9 protein-coding genes and 1 pseudogene are annotated in these 17402 nt (G+C 63.9%); all 10 read right to left on the bottom strand.

From position 1 onward, the window contains the following. Positions 1-64 precede the first annotated feature (64 nt). On the bottom strand, positions 65-2992 hold the full coding sequence (locus K3U93_RS16035; protein WP_083012816.1) for an MMPL/RND family transporter: 2928 nt from the start codon (positions 2990-2992) through the stop codon (positions 65-67). After that, entirely contained in the window at positions 2989-3417 is a 429-nt protein-coding gene (locus K3U93_RS16030; protein WP_083012823.1) for an MmpS family transport accessory protein, read from the bottom strand. Before K3U93_RS16030 ends, K3U93_RS16035 begins: the two co-directional genes overlap by 4 nt. 171 nt (positions 3418-3588) lie before the next feature. Next, a complete protein-coding gene (locus K3U93_RS16025) occupies positions 3589-4647 on the bottom strand; it encodes an NAD(P)H-dependent amine dehydrogenase family protein (protein ID WP_083012825.1) in 1059 nt (352 codons plus the stop codon). Positions 4648-4916: 269 nt separating this feature from the next. After that, positions 4917-6011: an AAA family ATPase gene (locus tag K3U93_RS16020; protein WP_220688545.1), complete on the bottom strand. Its 1095-nt coding sequence runs from the start codon at positions 6009-6011 to the stop codon at positions 4917-4919. Positions 6012-6109: 98 nt separating this feature from the next. Then, positions 6110-7312 (bottom strand): hypothetical protein, encoded by a 1203-nt coding sequence (locus K3U93_RS16015; protein ID WP_083010364.1) that lies wholly within the window; start codon positions 7310-7312, stop codon positions 6110-6112. A gap of 72 nt (positions 7313-7384) precedes the next feature. Beyond that, positions 7385-8647 (bottom strand): hypothetical protein, encoded by a 1263-nt coding sequence (locus tag K3U93_RS16010; protein WP_176219945.1) that lies wholly within the window; start codon positions 8645-8647, stop codon positions 7385-7387. Between the two features lie 870 nt (positions 8648-9517). After that, on the bottom strand, positions 9518-11266 hold the full coding sequence (locus K3U93_RS16005) for an AMP-binding protein (protein ID WP_083010468.1): 1749 nt from the start codon (positions 11264-11266) through the stop codon (positions 9518-9520). 30 nt (positions 11267-11296) lie between these two features. Next, positions 11297-12424, bottom strand: a complete 1128-nt coding sequence (gene pe, locus K3U93_RS16000) for an acyltransferase PE (RefSeq protein WP_083010366.1) — start codon at positions 12422-12424, stop codon at positions 11297-11299. 85 nt (positions 12425-12509) lie between these two features. Then, a pseudogene (locus K3U93_RS15995) lies at positions 12510-15485 on the bottom strand (MMPL/RND family transporter); the annotation flags it as partial. Between the two features lie 54 nt (positions 15486-15539). After that, positions 15540-16961 (bottom strand): condensation domain-containing protein, encoded by a 1422-nt coding sequence (locus tag K3U93_RS15990; protein WP_083010368.1) that lies wholly within the window; start codon positions 16959-16961, stop codon positions 15540-15542. Positions 16962-17402 lie beyond the last annotated feature (441 nt).

Here is a 17402-nt window from a genome sequence, read left to right as displayed (position 1 = left end):
GGGGTGCCGCCCGCTCGCGCACGTAACGTCACTGCGAATCCCGCCGCCGACTTTCGCTGTGGCGTTACGCTGACGGCCGCGAAGCCGGCCGACGGGCGTTGTCGCCGCGCGGATGCACGACCTGCGGCCACCAGAACCAGCGTCCGAGCAGGGTCGCGATCGACGGCATCAGCAACGTGCGCACGATCAGCGTGTCGAGCAGCAGACCGATGCACACGGTCGACCCGAACTGGCCGAGCACGCGCAAATCGCTGCCCAGCATCGACGCCATGGTGAAGGCGAACACCAGACCCGCCGCCGTCACCACCCCGCCGGTGCCCGCCATCGAGCGGATGATCCCCGTCTTGAGCCCGCCATGGATCTCCTCCCTGAACCGGGAGACCAGCAGCAGGTTGTAGTCGGACCCGACGGCCAGCAGGATGATCACCGACAGCGCCGCCACGATCCAGTGGATCTTGATGCCGAACAGATCCTGCCAAATGAGCACGGACAGCCCGAACGACGCGGCGATCGAGCTGGCCGCGGTGCCGACGATGACCAGTGCGGCCACCGCGCTCCGGGTGAGCAACAGCATGATCATGAAGATCAGCGTGAGCGCCGACACCACCGCGATCATGAGGTCGTACTTTTCGCCGTCGGCCATGTCCTTGAAGGTCGCGGCCGTGCCGCCGAGATACACCTTGGCGTCCGAGAGGGAGGATTGCTTCAGCCCCTCCTGCGCGGCGGTGCGCTCCGAATCGACACGCGAGATCCCTTCCGGCGTCATGGGATCGCCCTGGTGGGTGATGAAGAAGCGCGCCGACTTGCCGTCCGGCGACAGGAACATGCGAAGCCCCGTCTGGAAGTCCGGGTTGTCGAAGGCCTCCGGCGGCAGGTAGAAGAAGTCGTCGTTCTTGGAGGTGTCGAAGCTTTGCCCCATGACGATCGCGGTGTTGCTCATGGCGTCCATCTGGTCGATCATCGCCCTGAACGTCTGGTACAGCGTCAGCGTGATCCCTTTTGTGGTCTTCAGCGTCTGAATCATCGTCGGGATGATCACCAGCATCTCGTGGGTGGCCGCGGCGGTGCGCTGGATGTCGGCCGTCAGCTCGTGGAATTTCTGGGCGAGCTCGTCGAATCCGTCCAGCGAGTCGAACAGGGACCGCAATGACCAGCAGATGGGAATGTCGTAGCAGTGCTTCTCCCAGTAGAAGTAACTACGTATCGGCCGCCAGAAGTCGTCGAAATCCGCGATGTGGTTGCGCAACTGGTCGGTGATCTCGGAGGTTTCCGCGGTGGTCTTTGCGCTGTCGTCGGCGGCGCTGGACAGATCTTTGGTCACTGCGTACAAGCGTTCCGTGTAGTCGATCTGGGCCTGCAGCTCGTCGGCCATCCTGAGGATGTCGGCCATGCGCTCCTTGAGAAAGTCCATGTTCTGCATGGTCGTTTGGCTTTGCATGCTGTTCTGGAACGGAATCGAGCTGTGCTGGATCGGAATTCCCAGCGGCCTGGTGATGTCCTGGATCATGGCGATGCCGACCGTGCGCATGACGTTTTTGGCCACCCTGTCCAGCACCAGCATGTCGGCGGTATTGCGCATGTCGTGGTCGGCCTCGACCATCAACATGTCGGGGTTCATCCGGGCCTGAGAGAAGTGCCGGTCCGCGGCCGCTTGCCCGATGTTGGACGGGGCCGAGGTCGGCAGGTAGTAGCGGTCGTTGTAGCTCGTCTTGAAGCCCGGCAGGGCGACCATGCCGACCAGGACGATCGCGCCACTGACGGCCAGAATCGGTGCGGGCCAACGCACTACCGCGGTGCCCACCCGCCGCCAGAGCCGACCCCTCTTCGCCGCCCGTTTGGATTCGAACAGATGGAAGCGGCTGCCCGCGACGACCACCGCGGGACCCAGCGTGAGCCCGGCCAGCACCACGACCAGCATGCCGATCGCCACGGGTGCGCCCATGGTGTTGAACCAGGGCAGCCGCGCAAAGCTCAGGCAGTAGGTCGCCCCGGCGATGGTCAGGCCCGACCCCAAGACGACCGGAGCCACCCCACGAAACGTGGTGTAGTAGGCGGTTATTCGGTCCTCGCCGGCTTGAAGCGCCTCTTGATAGCGGCCGATGAGGAAGATCCCGTAGTCGGTTCCGGCCGCGATCGCCAGCATGGTGAGGATGTTGGCGGCGAACGTGGTGAGCCCAAAGACGTTGTGGTAGCCGAGAACCGCGACGACTCCGCGCGACGATGCCAGCGCGATCCCGGTCATGAACAGCTGGACCAGTGTGGTGACGATGGAGCGGTACACCAGCAGCAACATGATCGCGATGGCGCCCAGGGTGAACAGCGTGATCTTGGCCAGGCTGGCGTTACCGATGATGTGCATGTCATCGGACAGCGCCGCGGGCCCGGTCACGTAGGCCTTCACGCCGGGTGGTGCCTGGTTTCGCTCGATCACCTTGCGGACGGCGTCGACGGAGTCGTTGGCCAGGGTCGTGCCCTGGTTGCCGGCGAGGTTCAGCATGACGTAGGCGCCCTTGCCGTCGGCGCTCTGCGCTCCCGCGGCCGTCAGCCGGTCTCCCCAGAAGTCCTGGATGTGCTGGATGTGCTTGGGATCCTGCCGCAGTTGGCGAATCAGGTTGTCGTAGTAGTGGTGCGCGTCGTCGCCGAGGGGTTGCTGACCCTCCAGCACGATCATGACCGTGCTGTTGGAGTCGAATTCGTGGAAGTTGTGACCCAGCAGCATCATCGCCTTCATGGACGGCGCGTCCAGGGGGGTCATCGGCGCCGAGTGCTCTTCGCTGACGACCTCCAATCGGGGAACGATGACGTTCACCAGGACCGTGATGAACACCCAGGCCAAGATGATCGGCACCGCGAACCAGCGGATCATGTGCGGGATGAGTGGCCAGTGGCCGCGCTCGGGGCGCCCGGAACTCTGGACCTTGATCGGCCCCGTGGCCTCGGAGTCGTCGGCGCCTTTAATGTCGGAGTCGCCCTTGCTGTTCAGGTCGCTCATGCGGACTTCACCAGGCAGAAGGTCTGGGCATTGTGGCCGTCGGCGTTTTGCTGTTCGCGGACCACACCGTCCACGGTGATTTTGCAGCTGATTTGGTTGCCGTCACCTTGCGCCATGATGTTGGCGCTCACCGCGGGCAGCGTCGTCGAGATCGTGGTCGACCACGGCAGCGGCGCCGCGTTGACCTGATGCGTGTTGGCGTTCTCGTCCCAGTAATTGATGTTCGCGGTGGTGCCGGGTGGGCCGGAGACCTCGTAGACGACGACCTTCGGGTTGAACTGGACGATCTCGATCCCCGCGCCGGCGTTCGCGTTGAGGTCCTGCGAGCCGAAGATCCTATGCAACCGCGAGACGACCAAGGTGGAGACCGCCAGAACGACCAGCAGCAGCAGGGGTATCCACGCCCGCTTGACGGCCCGGGTTATGGCGCCGGTACGTGGTCTAGCCCTCACCTGACCGCCTTCCGCTCGCCGCCGTCGTCGACAAGGCCGGTTGTCGACGAAACCTTTGCTCGGCTAAGCATCTTAAACCTTAGTGCACGGAAGCGTTCCTCGGGGCCCCTGCGTTGTGGGCAACGACATAGGTCTATCGCGGATCTATCGCGCCACCCGGCCGGTGACCGGCGGCAAATCGGCCAGCGTCACGATGCCGGGTTTGGCGGCCACCACCGCCGGGACCGCGTTGGTCACCGGCATCGCGGTGTAGATCATGCCCAGGCCCATGAAGCCGGGCTCGGTCCAGTCCTTCGGCGGCAGGCAGTGCAGCACGGTGCGCATGTTGGGCAGCCCGAACACCTGGATGACGTGGCCGTGCTCCAGCGGTTTGGGCGGGACGACATGACTGCCCATGGTCCAGTTGAATCCGACGCTGACGACGTTGCGGTCGCCTTCCCAGCCGCGGTGGTAGCCGTAGACGCCGCCGATCGTTCCGGCGGGGATTTTCATGAAGCCCAGGTCGGAGTCGGCGGTGGCCGGGGTGAAGGTGACGTCGAAGGTCATCTTATCCAGCCTCGCGCCGATCGCGTCGGCCATCATCGCCGCCGACTCGGCGAAGACCTCGCTTTCCCGCCGCACGCTCTCGGCCAGGCCTGGCGTGTCGGGGTCCTGCGAGAATCCCATCGCCGTCTGGGTTTCCGCCGATTCGTAGGTCGAGCAGTCCACCGACTCGGTGATCCGGATCTCGTCGACGCGCTCGCAGGAGCCGGACAGCGCCATGCCGACCATGTTCGTCATCCCGGGATGCGCGCCGCTGCCGAAGATCGTCGAGTTGCCCCGTTTGCACGCGTCCTCGATGCGCTTGCGGTCCTGCGGTGTCTGCTTGCCGCCGGTGATCCAGGCGGCGCTGGAACACACGTTGACCCCCGATTCCAGCAGCCGCACCAGTTCGTCGATATTGGGCCACAACGGGTTATAGCAACACGCGTCGGCGCCCAGCGCGACCAGAGCTTCCACGTCGTTGGTGGCCTTCACCCCGGTCGGCTCCGGCCAGCCGGAAAGTTCGGCGGCATCGACGCCGACCTTGTCGGCCCCGTGCGCGTACACCCCGACCAGTTCCATGTCGGGCCGGCCGATGATGGCGTGCAGCGAACGCCGCCCGATGTTGCCGGTCGTCCACTGGATCACCCGCAGCGGGCGGTCGGTGCTGGCTGTGCTCATCGGGGTCTCCTTTGCGGCGGCGCGGTTGAACTCATTATGTTCAACCCCGCCCACGCGCACGCGAGCCGGCCCGACTTACCCGCCGCTCGGAATGGGCGATCTGGGGGAGCTGACGGACCCACGGAGCCGGCTGTTGAAAATGATCGCCGGAAAGCCTTCCATGTGTGTGGCGCGGACCTATTGTTGTTGTGCGCCTGGCGAGTGTGTGGGGTTAGGGGCGAGCCGCGGTGTCGCGTGGGTTGACGTGTTCGGGTGGGGTGGGTGGTGGGTCAGCGGTGGTTGGGTTGGGTTTGTGGGAAGGTGTTGTGCTGGTGGGTTTCGGTGTTGGGGTAGAGGTGTCGGTAGGCTGCTAGTGCTGTGGCGGGGCGTGATGCGGTGATCGCGCGTTCCATGTCGGTGGTGTTGACGTGCAGAACACTAGGGTCGGTGCACAGGAGTTGTCCGAGGTCGCGGCGGTGGGGTGCGCGTCGGTGCAGTCTGCGGGCCCGTACGCGTTGGCAGGCCTCGATGACTTCCCGGGCGTAGCGGGCGTTGCCGGCGACGTCGCGCAGCGTGGCGCTGTCGTACGGGATCGACCGCAGCCGGGCCGCTTCGACGCGCAGCAGTTCCCATGCCGTGTCGTGCACCACAAGCTGTTCCCTGCCGGCGATGCGGCGCCCGAGGGCGATGATTTCGTCGGGGGTGTAGCTGGCGAAGGTGATGGTGGTGGGGAATCGGGCGGCCAGCCCGGCGTGGGTGGTCAGGAAGTCTTGCATGGGGCGGGGGTGGCCGGCGAGGATGACCACGAGGTCGTCGCGGTAGGCCGCCATGCACGTCAATAGGGCATAGATCGCTTCTATCCCCCATGGACCGTTGTCGGTGTTGGGGGCCAGCCGGTGGGCCTCGTCAAGGAACAGCACCCCACCGCGGGCCTGGCCGCAGATGTCTTTCATCTTGGCGGCGCTGCGTAACAGATCACCCTCGACGATGAGGTCGTGGGCGGTGACCTCGGTGACGTGTGGGCGGGTGAGGGTGCCCAATCCGAAGAGCACTTCGCTGATGATTCGGGCGAATGTTTTTTTCGCGGTGCCCGGTGCGCCCAGGAACACCATGTGGTTTTCTGCACAGGAGATCATCGCGCCGCCGTCGCTCTCCAGTGCGGTGCGCCACACCCTGAAGTGTTCTTTGGCTTCGGTCAAGCCGATTAATTCATCGATGCGTGCTTGTGCCCAATCAAGGACCTCCTGACGCTCCGCGGTCAGGGCGGCGCCCGCGCACGCGTCGCGACCGCCTAACGCTTCCCTGGCGGCTTCGTTCTCACCGAATCCCGGTGGGCACCAGCGTTCTGTCGGTGCTAGGTCGGCCAGAGTGTTGGCAGTGTTCATCGGTACCTCCGTTACCGGGTCCCATGTGGGCCGGGCTTGCCCGCCCAGCGCTGGCGTGGTTACCGCCTGCGCTGGGCGGGGTTGGCCCGCACCAGAATTCAGAACAGCGACGTGAGGAGGTGGGCCGCGAGCGTCCCGAATTCGGGCGCTAGCGTCCCGGCGATGTTCGTCGCAATCGACGGAGCAATGCCGGAGAGATCGGCCGCGATCGAGGGGGCTAGCCCAGCAATGTCGGCCGACAAAGCTCCGGCGGCCGACGCCGCGGTGGCAAAGTCGGCCACACCAGTCACATTGGCTGCGCTAGTGGCAGTGGTCGCGCCCCAGAAAGAACGCAGGATAGTCGCAAAATTATCGACGATAAACTGCAGAGATGGCCATTCCTGCGGCCAGCCAGTGGTCGCCTGGGTAAAGAAGGCCTGGATCGCCGCGGAGAGACTGCCGCCTTCCGCGATGTTGGTCGCACCGGGAGCAACGATATCGCCCGCCATGGTTTGGGGGATGAGGTCCACAGAATAGCTTAGTAATCCGATAGTGGGTGTGAGGATGCCGGGAGTCTCAGGGACTCCGTTAATGAATTGCTGCGCGAACGCGCCCGGGAGATTGACCAAATTGGTCAGCCCCCCCATCAGGTTTCCCGAGGAGAACGCATCGTACGTAGCCTGAACACTCTCACCGAAACCCTGCGCGAGACTATCGGGCATCAGCCAGATAAAAAATCCTCCAATAATCGCAAGAAATCGATAATCTAGAAACGCGACGAGGTTTGCGAAATTCTGACTGATATCTGTAGGGATATCCAGGATATTTTCGAGCGGCTGGAATATCTCAATCATTGGGTCCGCCCAGAGAGCGTTTGCCAGGCCCTCGAATGCGGTGGGATAGTTGGGCTCCTGAAGCGCGGTGGCCACACCTGCCAGCATCGGGAAAAAGTCGTTGCTCGCCGTTCCGCCGTAGAATTCAGCCGCGGCAGTCGCGGCAGTTTGGTACGCACCAACATAGATGCTCGCGTAGTCAACCCCGTTCGCGGCCAATTGCTGCAGGACCGGAAGAGGGATCTTGGTCGCAGCGTTGAAAATCGTCTGCAGGTTGGTGCCCGCGGTCGTGAAGACGTCAAGCCAGGTTTGGAGCGGGTTCACGACGTCATCGGTCAGCTCTACTGCACGCTGTTGGATAGTGACCGCGCTGCGCTGCAGGTCAGAGGCGACATCATTGGAGACCGTCGGGGTGAGGGCGATCAGGCTGGCACCTACTGCCGCGGCGCCCGCGGTGACGAGGGGTCGGAGGGCTGTGGGCTGTTGCATGGGTGTTGTTCCTTTGCTGTCTGTGGTCTGGGTGTTCGTGGGCGTGCAGAAGCCATTCCGCTCAAGGGGGTATTAGCCGGGCGCTCCGGGGGCGCCGGCCGCACCGATCTGGCCGAGGATCCCGGCGATGCCGCCGGCACCACCAGCGCCGCCCCGGTAGCTGGGGAAGCCGGGAGTAGCGGCGCCGCCATTGCCGCCAGCGCCACCGTTACCGGCTAACAGCCCGCCCAGACCGCCGGCACCACCGGGTCTGCCAGGAAGGTAATAACCGTTGCCGTAGATGTTGTTCGGGGCTGAACCACCGGAGCCGCCGTTGCCGACCAGCTGGGCGGCGTTCCCTCCAGCGCCGCCGACCCCGCCGTAACCGCCGCTGGGGTTGGCGGCGCCGCCGGCGCCACCGGCACCGCCGTTGCCGAACAACCAGCCGGCGTTCCCACCAGCGCCACCGTAACCGGACCTGCCACCCGTAGCTATGCCGCCGACACCACCGGCACCGCCGTTACCCATCAGGAAGCCACCGACACCACCAGCACCGCCCATGCTGTTAGATCCGCCGCCGACACCGTTGAGGCCCGCACCGCCGGCGCCGCCGTTGCCGATCAGCCCGGCGGAACCGCCCAGATAGCCGGCGGGGTGAGTGGCGGTACCGGCCGCGCCATTGGCACCGTCACCGAACAAAAATCCGCCGTCGTGGAGATTGCCGACGGGCAGCTGTGCCCCTAACGGCGAGGTGTTTTGGATCGGCGCTCCGCCGACACCATTGCCGATGAGATCGCGTCCGAATAAGGCGACGAACGGTGCATTGAGTGGCCCGTCCACCGCTTGACCGAGCGGGCTGGCGATCCAGTCCTGGCCGGCCGAGTAAATCGCGTTATAGAAATTGTCGAACCCGCCATAAATGAGGTTATTCAGCACAGCGGCGGGACTCTCACCCGCAGGGACAACAGCGCTCAGCGCGCCGGCGTTGAAGACGGCGGCGCTCATGTTGAGGCTGTTGGTGATGCCCGCGAGGGCGGCGGTATGAATGCCTTCGAAGGCAGCCGAGCCAGCAGCAATACCATCGATGGCCGCCGTGCTACCCGCACCAATGCCCGCAAGGGCCGTGGTACCCGCATTAATTCCTTCGCTGACGGTCCCGATCACGGGTTGGATGATGGGGTCGATGATCGTGTCGAGCACCCCAGCCCGGGCCGGGGGTGCGGCGGCGATGGGGGTCATCGCGGCGGTCAGGAAGGCGCCGGCGGCGGTGCCCACGCCGACTACCCGGCTGCGGCGGGGCGCTTTCGTGTTGAGCGAGCGGCGGTTTCGCCGGGTGCTGTGTTGTTTACGTTTCATCTGCGCGCCTTTCTGTCATGACCGATAAAACGAGGTGTCCGGCCCGTATTTAAAAAACTTGGGTGCTGGGACTTTTGATCTGGTTCAGGGTGTGTTTTTGGTTAGCAACAGGGGTGAACATATCTGAGAAATATGTTGAGGAAATCGCGCATTAATGCCGGTAATTGATTGTGGTGAGGGGGATTTTGCAGCAAAAGATTCGCATAAAACGTGCCGGGAATTATTGGTGTTCTTAAAATGTTTACCGCCGCTATGCCCCGTGGCTGGGTGGTGCTGTTGGCCGGTCGGGGACTGGCCCTGCAGTGCCGGGCTATCCCGGCTGCTGGATTCCAGCGGCCGCTGGCCGTGATCGGCTGACGCTGCTGTCCGCATGTGTGATCGGTGGTGGTGTTCGAGATGTCCAGCTTGATGACGCGGGATTGTGCCGGCAGCCGATCGCTACGGTCGGGGGCCGATTCGGTTTTTTCTTGCGTTTGTTCTTTGGTGGTGCGGGGTTACCGTGCCTTGTCGGATTTGCGCGGGTGGTGTGGGTTGCAGCAAATTCGGGAATTTGCGGTATGTGGTGTGAAACATTCTGGTAGCAATGGGTGCAGTTATCTTGAGTGGCGGGTGGGCGCGGCCCCGTTTGCTACCGATGGGTAGTTTCACGCTGAACTATTGGGGTGTCGGGTCGAGATTGCTATCGCACATGGGCGCAGCATGGCTAGCAGCTGTTTTGCGACCCTGAACGGATTGCTGGACCACGCATTTACTGAAGTGATCACCCATTGCCCACCGAAAACCCTGCCGACTCAGGTTCTTCTCAGATATGTACAGCTCGTCGCCCAGCAAGAACCAGCCCCCACCGGGAACCACCCAGGCCGGCTTGGCTTAGTCCTCGGCGTCCAACCGGGTGAATCGGTCTTCGCAGTACTGCTCGACGCAGGCGGCGCGCCGGATCTTGCCGCTCGTCGTCGTGGGAATCGACCCGGCCGGCACCAGGACGAGGTCCCCGATATTTAGGCCGTGCGCGTTGGAGATCGCGGAGGTGACATCGCTCTTGACCTCGCTGAGCCAGCGCATCGCGTCCTCGTCGGAGTGGCTTCGCTTCTTGAGCTCGATGATGGTGACCAGCTGCTCGGTGCTGTTCACCGGGACCGATATCGCGGCGACCCGGCCACGGGTGATCTCTTGGACCGTCGCCTCGATATCCTCGGGATAGTGGTTACGCCCGCGGATGATCAACAGGTCCTTGATGCGGCCGACAATGAACAGCTCACCCTCGTCGATGAAACCCAGGTCGCCGGTTCGTAGCCACGGCCCGTCAGGCGTGCCCGGCGAAGGGTCGACGAGCGTTGCGCCGAAGCAGCGCTGCTCTTTGGGGGGTTTGCGCCAGTAACCCTCGGCGACGTTCTCGCCATGTACCCAGATCTCACCGACCACGTGCGGCGCGCACTCGCGGCGTGTGTCACCGTCGACGATCCGCAGCGTGGGTGATTGCGGCACTCTGTATTTGACCAGCCCCGTGCCGGTCCCGGGCGCACACCGCCGAACGCGGCCGGCGCCCAGTTCTCCGACATCGAAGTGAGCTGCCGGCGACGATTCGCTCCAGGTGCCCGTCGCCACGAAGACGGTCGCCTCCGCCAAGCCATACGACGGACGCATCATGTGATCCCGAAAATTGAAGTGCGCGAACCGATCGACGAAGCGCCGCAAGGTGGCCGGCTCGACACGTTCGGCACCGCTGATGATGCCCAGCACCCCACCGAGGTCGAGCCCGGCCAGGTCATCGTCGGTTGTCTTGCGGGCGGCCAAGTCAAAGGCGAAGTTAGGCGCCGACGACCACGCATGAGGATTCTCGGCCAGGGATCGCACCCACCGGGCCGGCCTTTCCAAGAACGAAACCGGGCTCGTCAGCTCGGCGCGATGGCCGCTCAGGATCGGTGCGCAGACCCCCAGCACCAAACCCATGTCATGGTAGAAGGGCAACCACGACACAATCGAGGCGTCGGACGGGACTTTCGAGCCCGCGAAAAAGCTGCGCATCAGCTGCTCGAAGTTCACCTGGAGGTTGCGATGCGAGAGCATGACTCCGGTTGGCAGCCGGGTTGAACCCGAGCTGTACTGCAAATACGCCGTGCTGGGCAAATCGGTTGTCCGAACGCTTGTTCCGTCATCGACATCCAGGTTCATCGAATCGATTTCGAAGATCTTGGGGACCGCGTCCAGGCGTGCGTGGTCGACATAGTCGGTGATGTCTTCCGCGACCGCGGACGTGGTGAGAACAACTGAGGGCGACGTATCGGCCACGACCGCACTCACCCGCTCGTGACTCGAGCCGCGGTGCGGCAACGGGAGCGGAACCGCGATCAGCCCAGCCTGCATGGATCCCAGGAACGCCGCAATATAATCCAGGCTCTGGGGAGCCAGGATTACCGCCCTGTCTCCGACCGACCCATGAAGGCTGAGTTCGCGTGCCACACTCAACGTTCGGCGGGATAATTGCGACCACGTGAGCCTCTCGGGAACACCCTCCCAATCGTGCTCGTAATTGGTAAAAGTGAATGCTAAATCGTTGGGTCGCAGGCTGGCACGTCCATGCAGCATCGAGAGAATGGATGACTGAGGCCCCAGTATCATCGGCATCACATCACGTCCGTCGGTTCGGATTCAGTGGTCAGCCTGTCCCGCGCCGTGCGACAACACGGACATGGCACCACTGAGGATCTGCGAGAACGGATCGGCGCCGCCGCCGAACGTCGCCTGGTTGGCCGGCGCGGTGACCTCCGCCGGGTCGAAGCCGCGCACCGGATCCACCTGGACCGGAGCGGTCGACGGGTCGTCGTTTCGCGAATAGCCGGCGTTCACCCGGGGGGTCAGGATCGCGTCGAGCTTGTTCAGCGTGTCTTCGTCAATCCCGATGTATTTCAGCGGCATGACAAGGGGAAGGTGCTTCTCCGGGACCATAATCGTCGTGTCCTTCGCGCCCCTGGAGTTGATCGTCGTCCTGATGTTCTGCGGCGGCACCATGCTCGGGTTGGTGAAGGCCACCGCCGTGTGACCGGTGGCGAGGCCCATGAGCGTGTTGGCGAGAGCGAACATGTTGTCCGGCCGGTCGGGGAAGTCCGCGATCGAGTCGTACGCGGCCACGAACCTGTTGGTGTCGTACTGGCTCTCGTACGGCGGCGGCATGCGGTAGTCGAGTGCGGGAACAACGCTGCCGACCGGGAACATGGCGGTCAGGAAGCTTTGGCCGAAGGCGTGATGCCCGATGGGGTCACCGAATGTGGCGAAGTTCAGCGTGTTCGGCGGGGGAGCGGTCGGGTCATTCGCCAGCCGGGCCTGCTCGCCATCGACCACGAACCCGCCCTCGGACAAGCCGATCGCCGTACCGGGGCGACCGGTGCGGATCGCCGCATCGAGGTTGTCTACTCCCACGTCGACCGACTCGCCGACGCTGGGGCCGTCCAGACCCAGGCCCGGAAAGAGTTGATCGAGTTGGCCTATGCCCGGGAAGAGCCGCTCCAGCACGTGGCCCTGAACCTGCCCCGCCGGGTAGCGGACGATTTCGCGCTTCTGGCCGGGGAACCATTGGGCGCCCTCCTGGCGAATGTACTCGTCGTAGGGGATGCCCAGCACGTGAGCGCCTCCGAGGGCGAACGCGGTCTGGTCGCCCGGCGCCCCGGGCGTCGGCGGGCCGCCTATGGGCGTGTCATCGGCCGACGCGGTCCCGACGCCGAAACATCCTGTGGCGCTGACGGTTACCAGCGCCGTAACTCCTGCGAGTAGTTTCTTCACCCCTACCCCTGACCGCTCGGCTTCCCTAGTTTCACATACATCATGTGTGGCGCGCTAACCCGGTTGCTCGGCGCGTCCGCCGCGCGCCCATTCGTGACGGCCACCAGTTCGCCCGGCCGACCAGCGCGGCGACGGCGGGCACCGTGATGGTGCGCACCAAGAAGGTATCCAGCAAAATTCCCACACCGATCACGAAACCGCCCTGGACCACGGTGCCGATGCTGGAGAACAGGAGACCGCACATCGAGGCGGCGAAGATCAGACCCGCCGCGGTGATCACGCCGCCCGTCGAACCCAGGGTGCGAATGATGCCGTAACGCATGCTGTGCGGAGACTCGTCACGCATGCGCGAGACGAGCAGCATGTTGTAGTCGGCCCCCACCGCGACCAACACCACGAACGCCAGCGGCGGCACGCTCCAATGTAACTGCTGGCCGAGGAGGAATTGGAACACCAAAACGCCGATACCCACCGCCGACAAATACGAAATGACCACGGAAGCAACCAGATACAGCGGCGCGACAATCGCACGCAGCAGCGCCATCAAGGTCAGCAGCACGACGAGCAGGGTCACCGCGATGATGAACCGGATGTCGTGTTCGTAGTAGTCGCGCGTGTCCTTGAGACCAACGGTGTATCCCGCCATCGATACCGTGGCGTCCGCCAACGCGGTATTCGGTTGGGCCCCCCGAGCGGTCGCACTGATCGCGTTGACCTGATCCATGGCTTCGGTGCTGAACGGATTGAGTTTGGTTTGCACCAGATACCGCACCGAGTGGCCGTCGGGCGAAATGAATACCTTGGCGGCCTGCTGGAATTCCTTGAGATGCAGGAGCTGGGACGGGATATTGAACCCGGCCATCGCCGGTTGTGCCGCATCATGTTTCAGCGACAACAGGAACGCCGCCGACTCGCTGAGCCCGGCACCCAGCTGTTTGACTTGGTCGACGAGTTGAGCCACCGCGTCGGCCACTTGCCGGCTCCCACCCGCGAATCGGTCCGCGCCATGTTGCAGGGTGTTCAGGTTCGCCTGCAGGCCACCGGGTTGGTCCATCCCCATGGAATGCAGCACGTTGGTGAGCTTCGCGAACGCGTTACGCAGGCGGTCCGTCGACGCCTTCAGGGCCCGTTTGTCCGGGTAGTCCTGCAGTTGGTGGGCCAGGTCATTGATCGCGTCGAGGTCCCCTTGATCGCGCGCACCGACCAGCTGCTCGAATGTCCCGCGGGTGGCGTTGCACGACGCATCGGCGTCGCAGACCGGGTTACCCTGGAGCGCCGCCAGCACCGGGCCTATCCAGGCGAACATGTTCTTGGCGGCCGAGAAGTTCCAGCCCATGGCATTGCTGAGCGAGTTGATGTGGTCGACGAGGCGGGCCGCGATGTCGACCTCTTTGACCAGCGTGTCGCCGCTGTACTGGTTCTTCGTCGAGGAGAAGGCATTCTCCAGTTCCTGCACGCTCGCCGCGAGCTGGTTGACCTGGCCGCGGACATCGCCGAGGCTGTCGGCCAGCGTGCCGGCCCCTTGGACCAGCCGGTTGAGGTCATTGGTGTGGTCGCTGATCAGGGTGGACCCGCCGGCCAGAAAGGTGCCGATGGCGCCCGCCTGATAGGTGGCCCTGAATTGTTCCGGCACATTTCCGGTGGGACGCGTAATGCCGCTGACCACAGCGATATTCGGCAGTTGGCTGACCCGGTCCGCCATCTGTTCCAAGTCCGCAAGGGCCTGCGGCGTGCGAAGGTCGTGCGGTGATTGGACGAGGATGTACTCCGGAATGGACTGATTCACGGGGAAATGGCGATCCAGCGCGGCATACCCGAGGGAGCTCGGGGCAGAAGGCGGCAGGGCCTTGCGATCGTCGTAGTTATAGCGCACCAGGCCGGCGCAGCTGGCCAGGACGATCAACACCAGCACACTGGCGACCAGATGGACTTTCGGCCGGCGCACAATGCGGATGCCGGAACGCCGCCAGAACCGGGCGGTCAGTTCGCGCCGTGGCTTGACCCAGCCGCGTGGCGCGGCGAGCACCAAAATTGCCGGCAACAACGTCACCGCGGCGAGGAATGCCACGCCGATCCCAATCGCCGACGACACTCCGACCGTTTGGAACACTCCCATTCGGGCGAAGCTGATGAGCAGAAATGTGATTCCGACGGTGGCGGCGGATGCGGCGATCACTTTTCCGATCGAGATCATTGCCCGCCGGACCGCCTGATCGAAATCCGCGCCTGCCCGCAGATGGTCGTGGTAGCGGCTAATGAGAAAGACGGCGTAATCCGTTCCGGCGCCGGCCATGATCGCGCTCAGAAATACGATGGACTGGTTCGAGACGCCCGAGCCGGTCAGCTGGGAGTAGCCCGCCACCACCGACTGCGCGATCACCAGGGACAACCCGATCGTGAGCAACGGCAGCAGCATGGTGACGGCGCTGCGGTAAACCACCAGCAGGACGATGAGCACCGCAACGGCGATCGCCAGTTCGATCGGAAGCCGATCCCGATCGCCCGCGACCGTGAGGTCGGCGACGGTGGCCGCGGGCCCGGTGAGGTGTGCGGTGAGATGCGTTCCGGCTGGGGCCTGCTCGAGGGTGTGTTTGACGATGTCGCCGATCCGGTTGAAGGCGGCGTAGGACCGTGGGGTGCCCAACTCGCCCGCGACGCCGACCGGCAGCACCCACGCCTTGTGGTCCTCGCTGGTCACGACCGAACGCAGGGGCGGCGTGCTGAGGAAATCCTGCACCATCACGACATCTCGCGTGTCCTGGCGCAGCGCGTCCACCAGTTTGCGGTAGGCGGCTTCGTCGGCGGGGCCAAGCCCCTTGGCCCCATTGTCGCTGGTGAGCACCACCAACAGGAGGTCTTCCGAGCCCGATTCGTGAAACGCCTCGGTCATCTTTCGCGCGGTGACGCTCGACGGCGCATCGCTGGGCAAGATGGCGAGCGGATGCTTCTGGGCCATCTCGCCGAGGGATGGGAGTGTCAGCGGCAGGGCGACCGCAATCGCGACCCAAAGCCCTATCACCGCCCAGGGCCACCGCACCACGAAATCGGCTAGCCGTCGCATATCGCCCTCACCCCAGCACCCCGAGCCATCCAAGAGCCATCGAACTACTCCACGCTACGCAACGCGTCCCCAATGCCCGCTGCCGGCGACCCGCACGCACACGGACTTCATCGCCTCCATATAGCGGACAACCGATTTCTGGGCGACCGGATTGTCGGGAAACATGATCGCCATTGCCGTGCCCTCCCCATACCGAAATACATAGATGGTCAGTTGATACGAATACCTGCCGTCGGAGTAGATTCCTATGTTGTTCGCAAGGCCCAGGTCGGCCGCCGCCAGGACAGCGTTGAGCGGAGCGGCGCCGCCATGCAAGAAGTTCGACACCGGAAAGTTTGGCTGTGGCCAGCTCAACCACGGCGCCAATTCCAATACGCGGTAATACGGCACCTTCGCCAAGTCCAGACCCGAATCGAAAGAAGCCTGCGCCGCCCAGGCGGCATCGCCGAAAGAGGCCGCGGCTATTGGCACGGTGATCGGGACCAAGCCGGTAAACCAACCCTGCGTCATAAAATTATCCGTCGTTCTGCGCGTATCCCTCGGAGTGAGGCCGTAATACGTGAGAGCGCCCGTGAACTCATGCTCCACCAGGGCGAAGCAGGCGAACAGTCCGCCGATGAAGCGCGCGCCGGCCGCCGTGCAGGCCGATTCGAACCGCTCCGTCTGTTCCGCGTCCATCAGGAGTTCGGAGACCATGTCACTGGCACTCGGCTCCAACGGGTTGCCCAGGGGGAGTGGGAATTCAGGAAAGCCGCCATTGTTGTTCTCGGCGAAGTCAATCCACGCGCGTACCTGTGGCGAATCTACGGTCAACGTCGACGTGTACTGGCGCTCTCGGGCGCAGAAATCGTCAAAGCTGCCGGCATCGGGAAGCCCAAGGGGTTCACCGCCTCCGCTCAACGCCGCATACATTCCGTTGGCCTCCAGCATCGTGGTGCCGATCAACGTCGCGTCCCCGTGGACATGATCCATGGCGGCAAAGAAGGTGAAGTGGCTCTCGCTTTGGATGATCCCGAAGGTGAAGCAGCCCCACTCCAGCGGATTCGGTATGGCCACGACATGGGCGCGTATTTCGTCAACCGTCCTGTCGCCGTGCTCGATCGGTGCGAATTCGATATCGGCAGGATCGCTGACGGTGTGCCTGACGAACTCTCCATTACCGATGTGCTCGAACCAACTACGGAACGTGTCATGCCGACGCAGGTAAGCGTTGACGGCGTGATCCATGGCAGCAATATCACAGTGGCCGGGTACTTCACAGGTGGCGATGATCTGCCGCGAAAAGTCCAGCCCCGCGGCCGTCCGTTCGTGATAGTTACGAAGGTGTTGGCCCTGCATGTAGCTGACCGGCACGGAACTGGCCGGCGCTTGTCGGACCTTGTCGGCAGCCGCGGTCGTCGGGTGCCAGGAGATGACCGATCCTGGGCTCGGCGTCCAATCACCGAGTGAGCCGATCGTAATTTTCCCGATGCGCAATCTTTTCTCCCCCGGGTTCGGACAGCTGCAGTTCGGCCCCGCTGGTACCGAGATCAAGATCAAGATAACCCTTCGGGTAATCACCGCCGCCGACATGCGCGGACACGCGTGCGACAGCTCACCGGCACGGCGGGCGGTGGTGATGACGGAACGGCCTTGGGAACCGACGGGTCGGACGCAGGCCGGCCGCCACGCCCGACGATACCTGCGCGTCGCGGTGCCGCGAAGCACCCATAGGTTGTCATACTTGCGATCGGAGGTGATTCGGCTAGGGGAACCGGGCCGGGCATGTGTACATTCGCGATCACGGTCGCTGGAGGCAGTACACCGGGGGGAGTTCGGCCAGGCCTGGTCCGGGGTGTGTGCAGTGAGCGGTCTACGACGTAGTTCGTAGCTACCACGACCCCGGTACCGCGAGGGCAGCGGGCATCGAACCTTCGC

It is taken from the genome of Mycobacterium malmoense, from assembly GCF_019645855.1.
In the GTDB taxonomy this organism is placed as follows: domain Bacteria; phylum Actinomycetota; class Actinomycetes; order Mycobacteriales; family Mycobacteriaceae; genus Mycobacterium; species Mycobacterium malmoense.
This window is presented reverse-complemented; position numbering and strand designations above follow the sequence as displayed.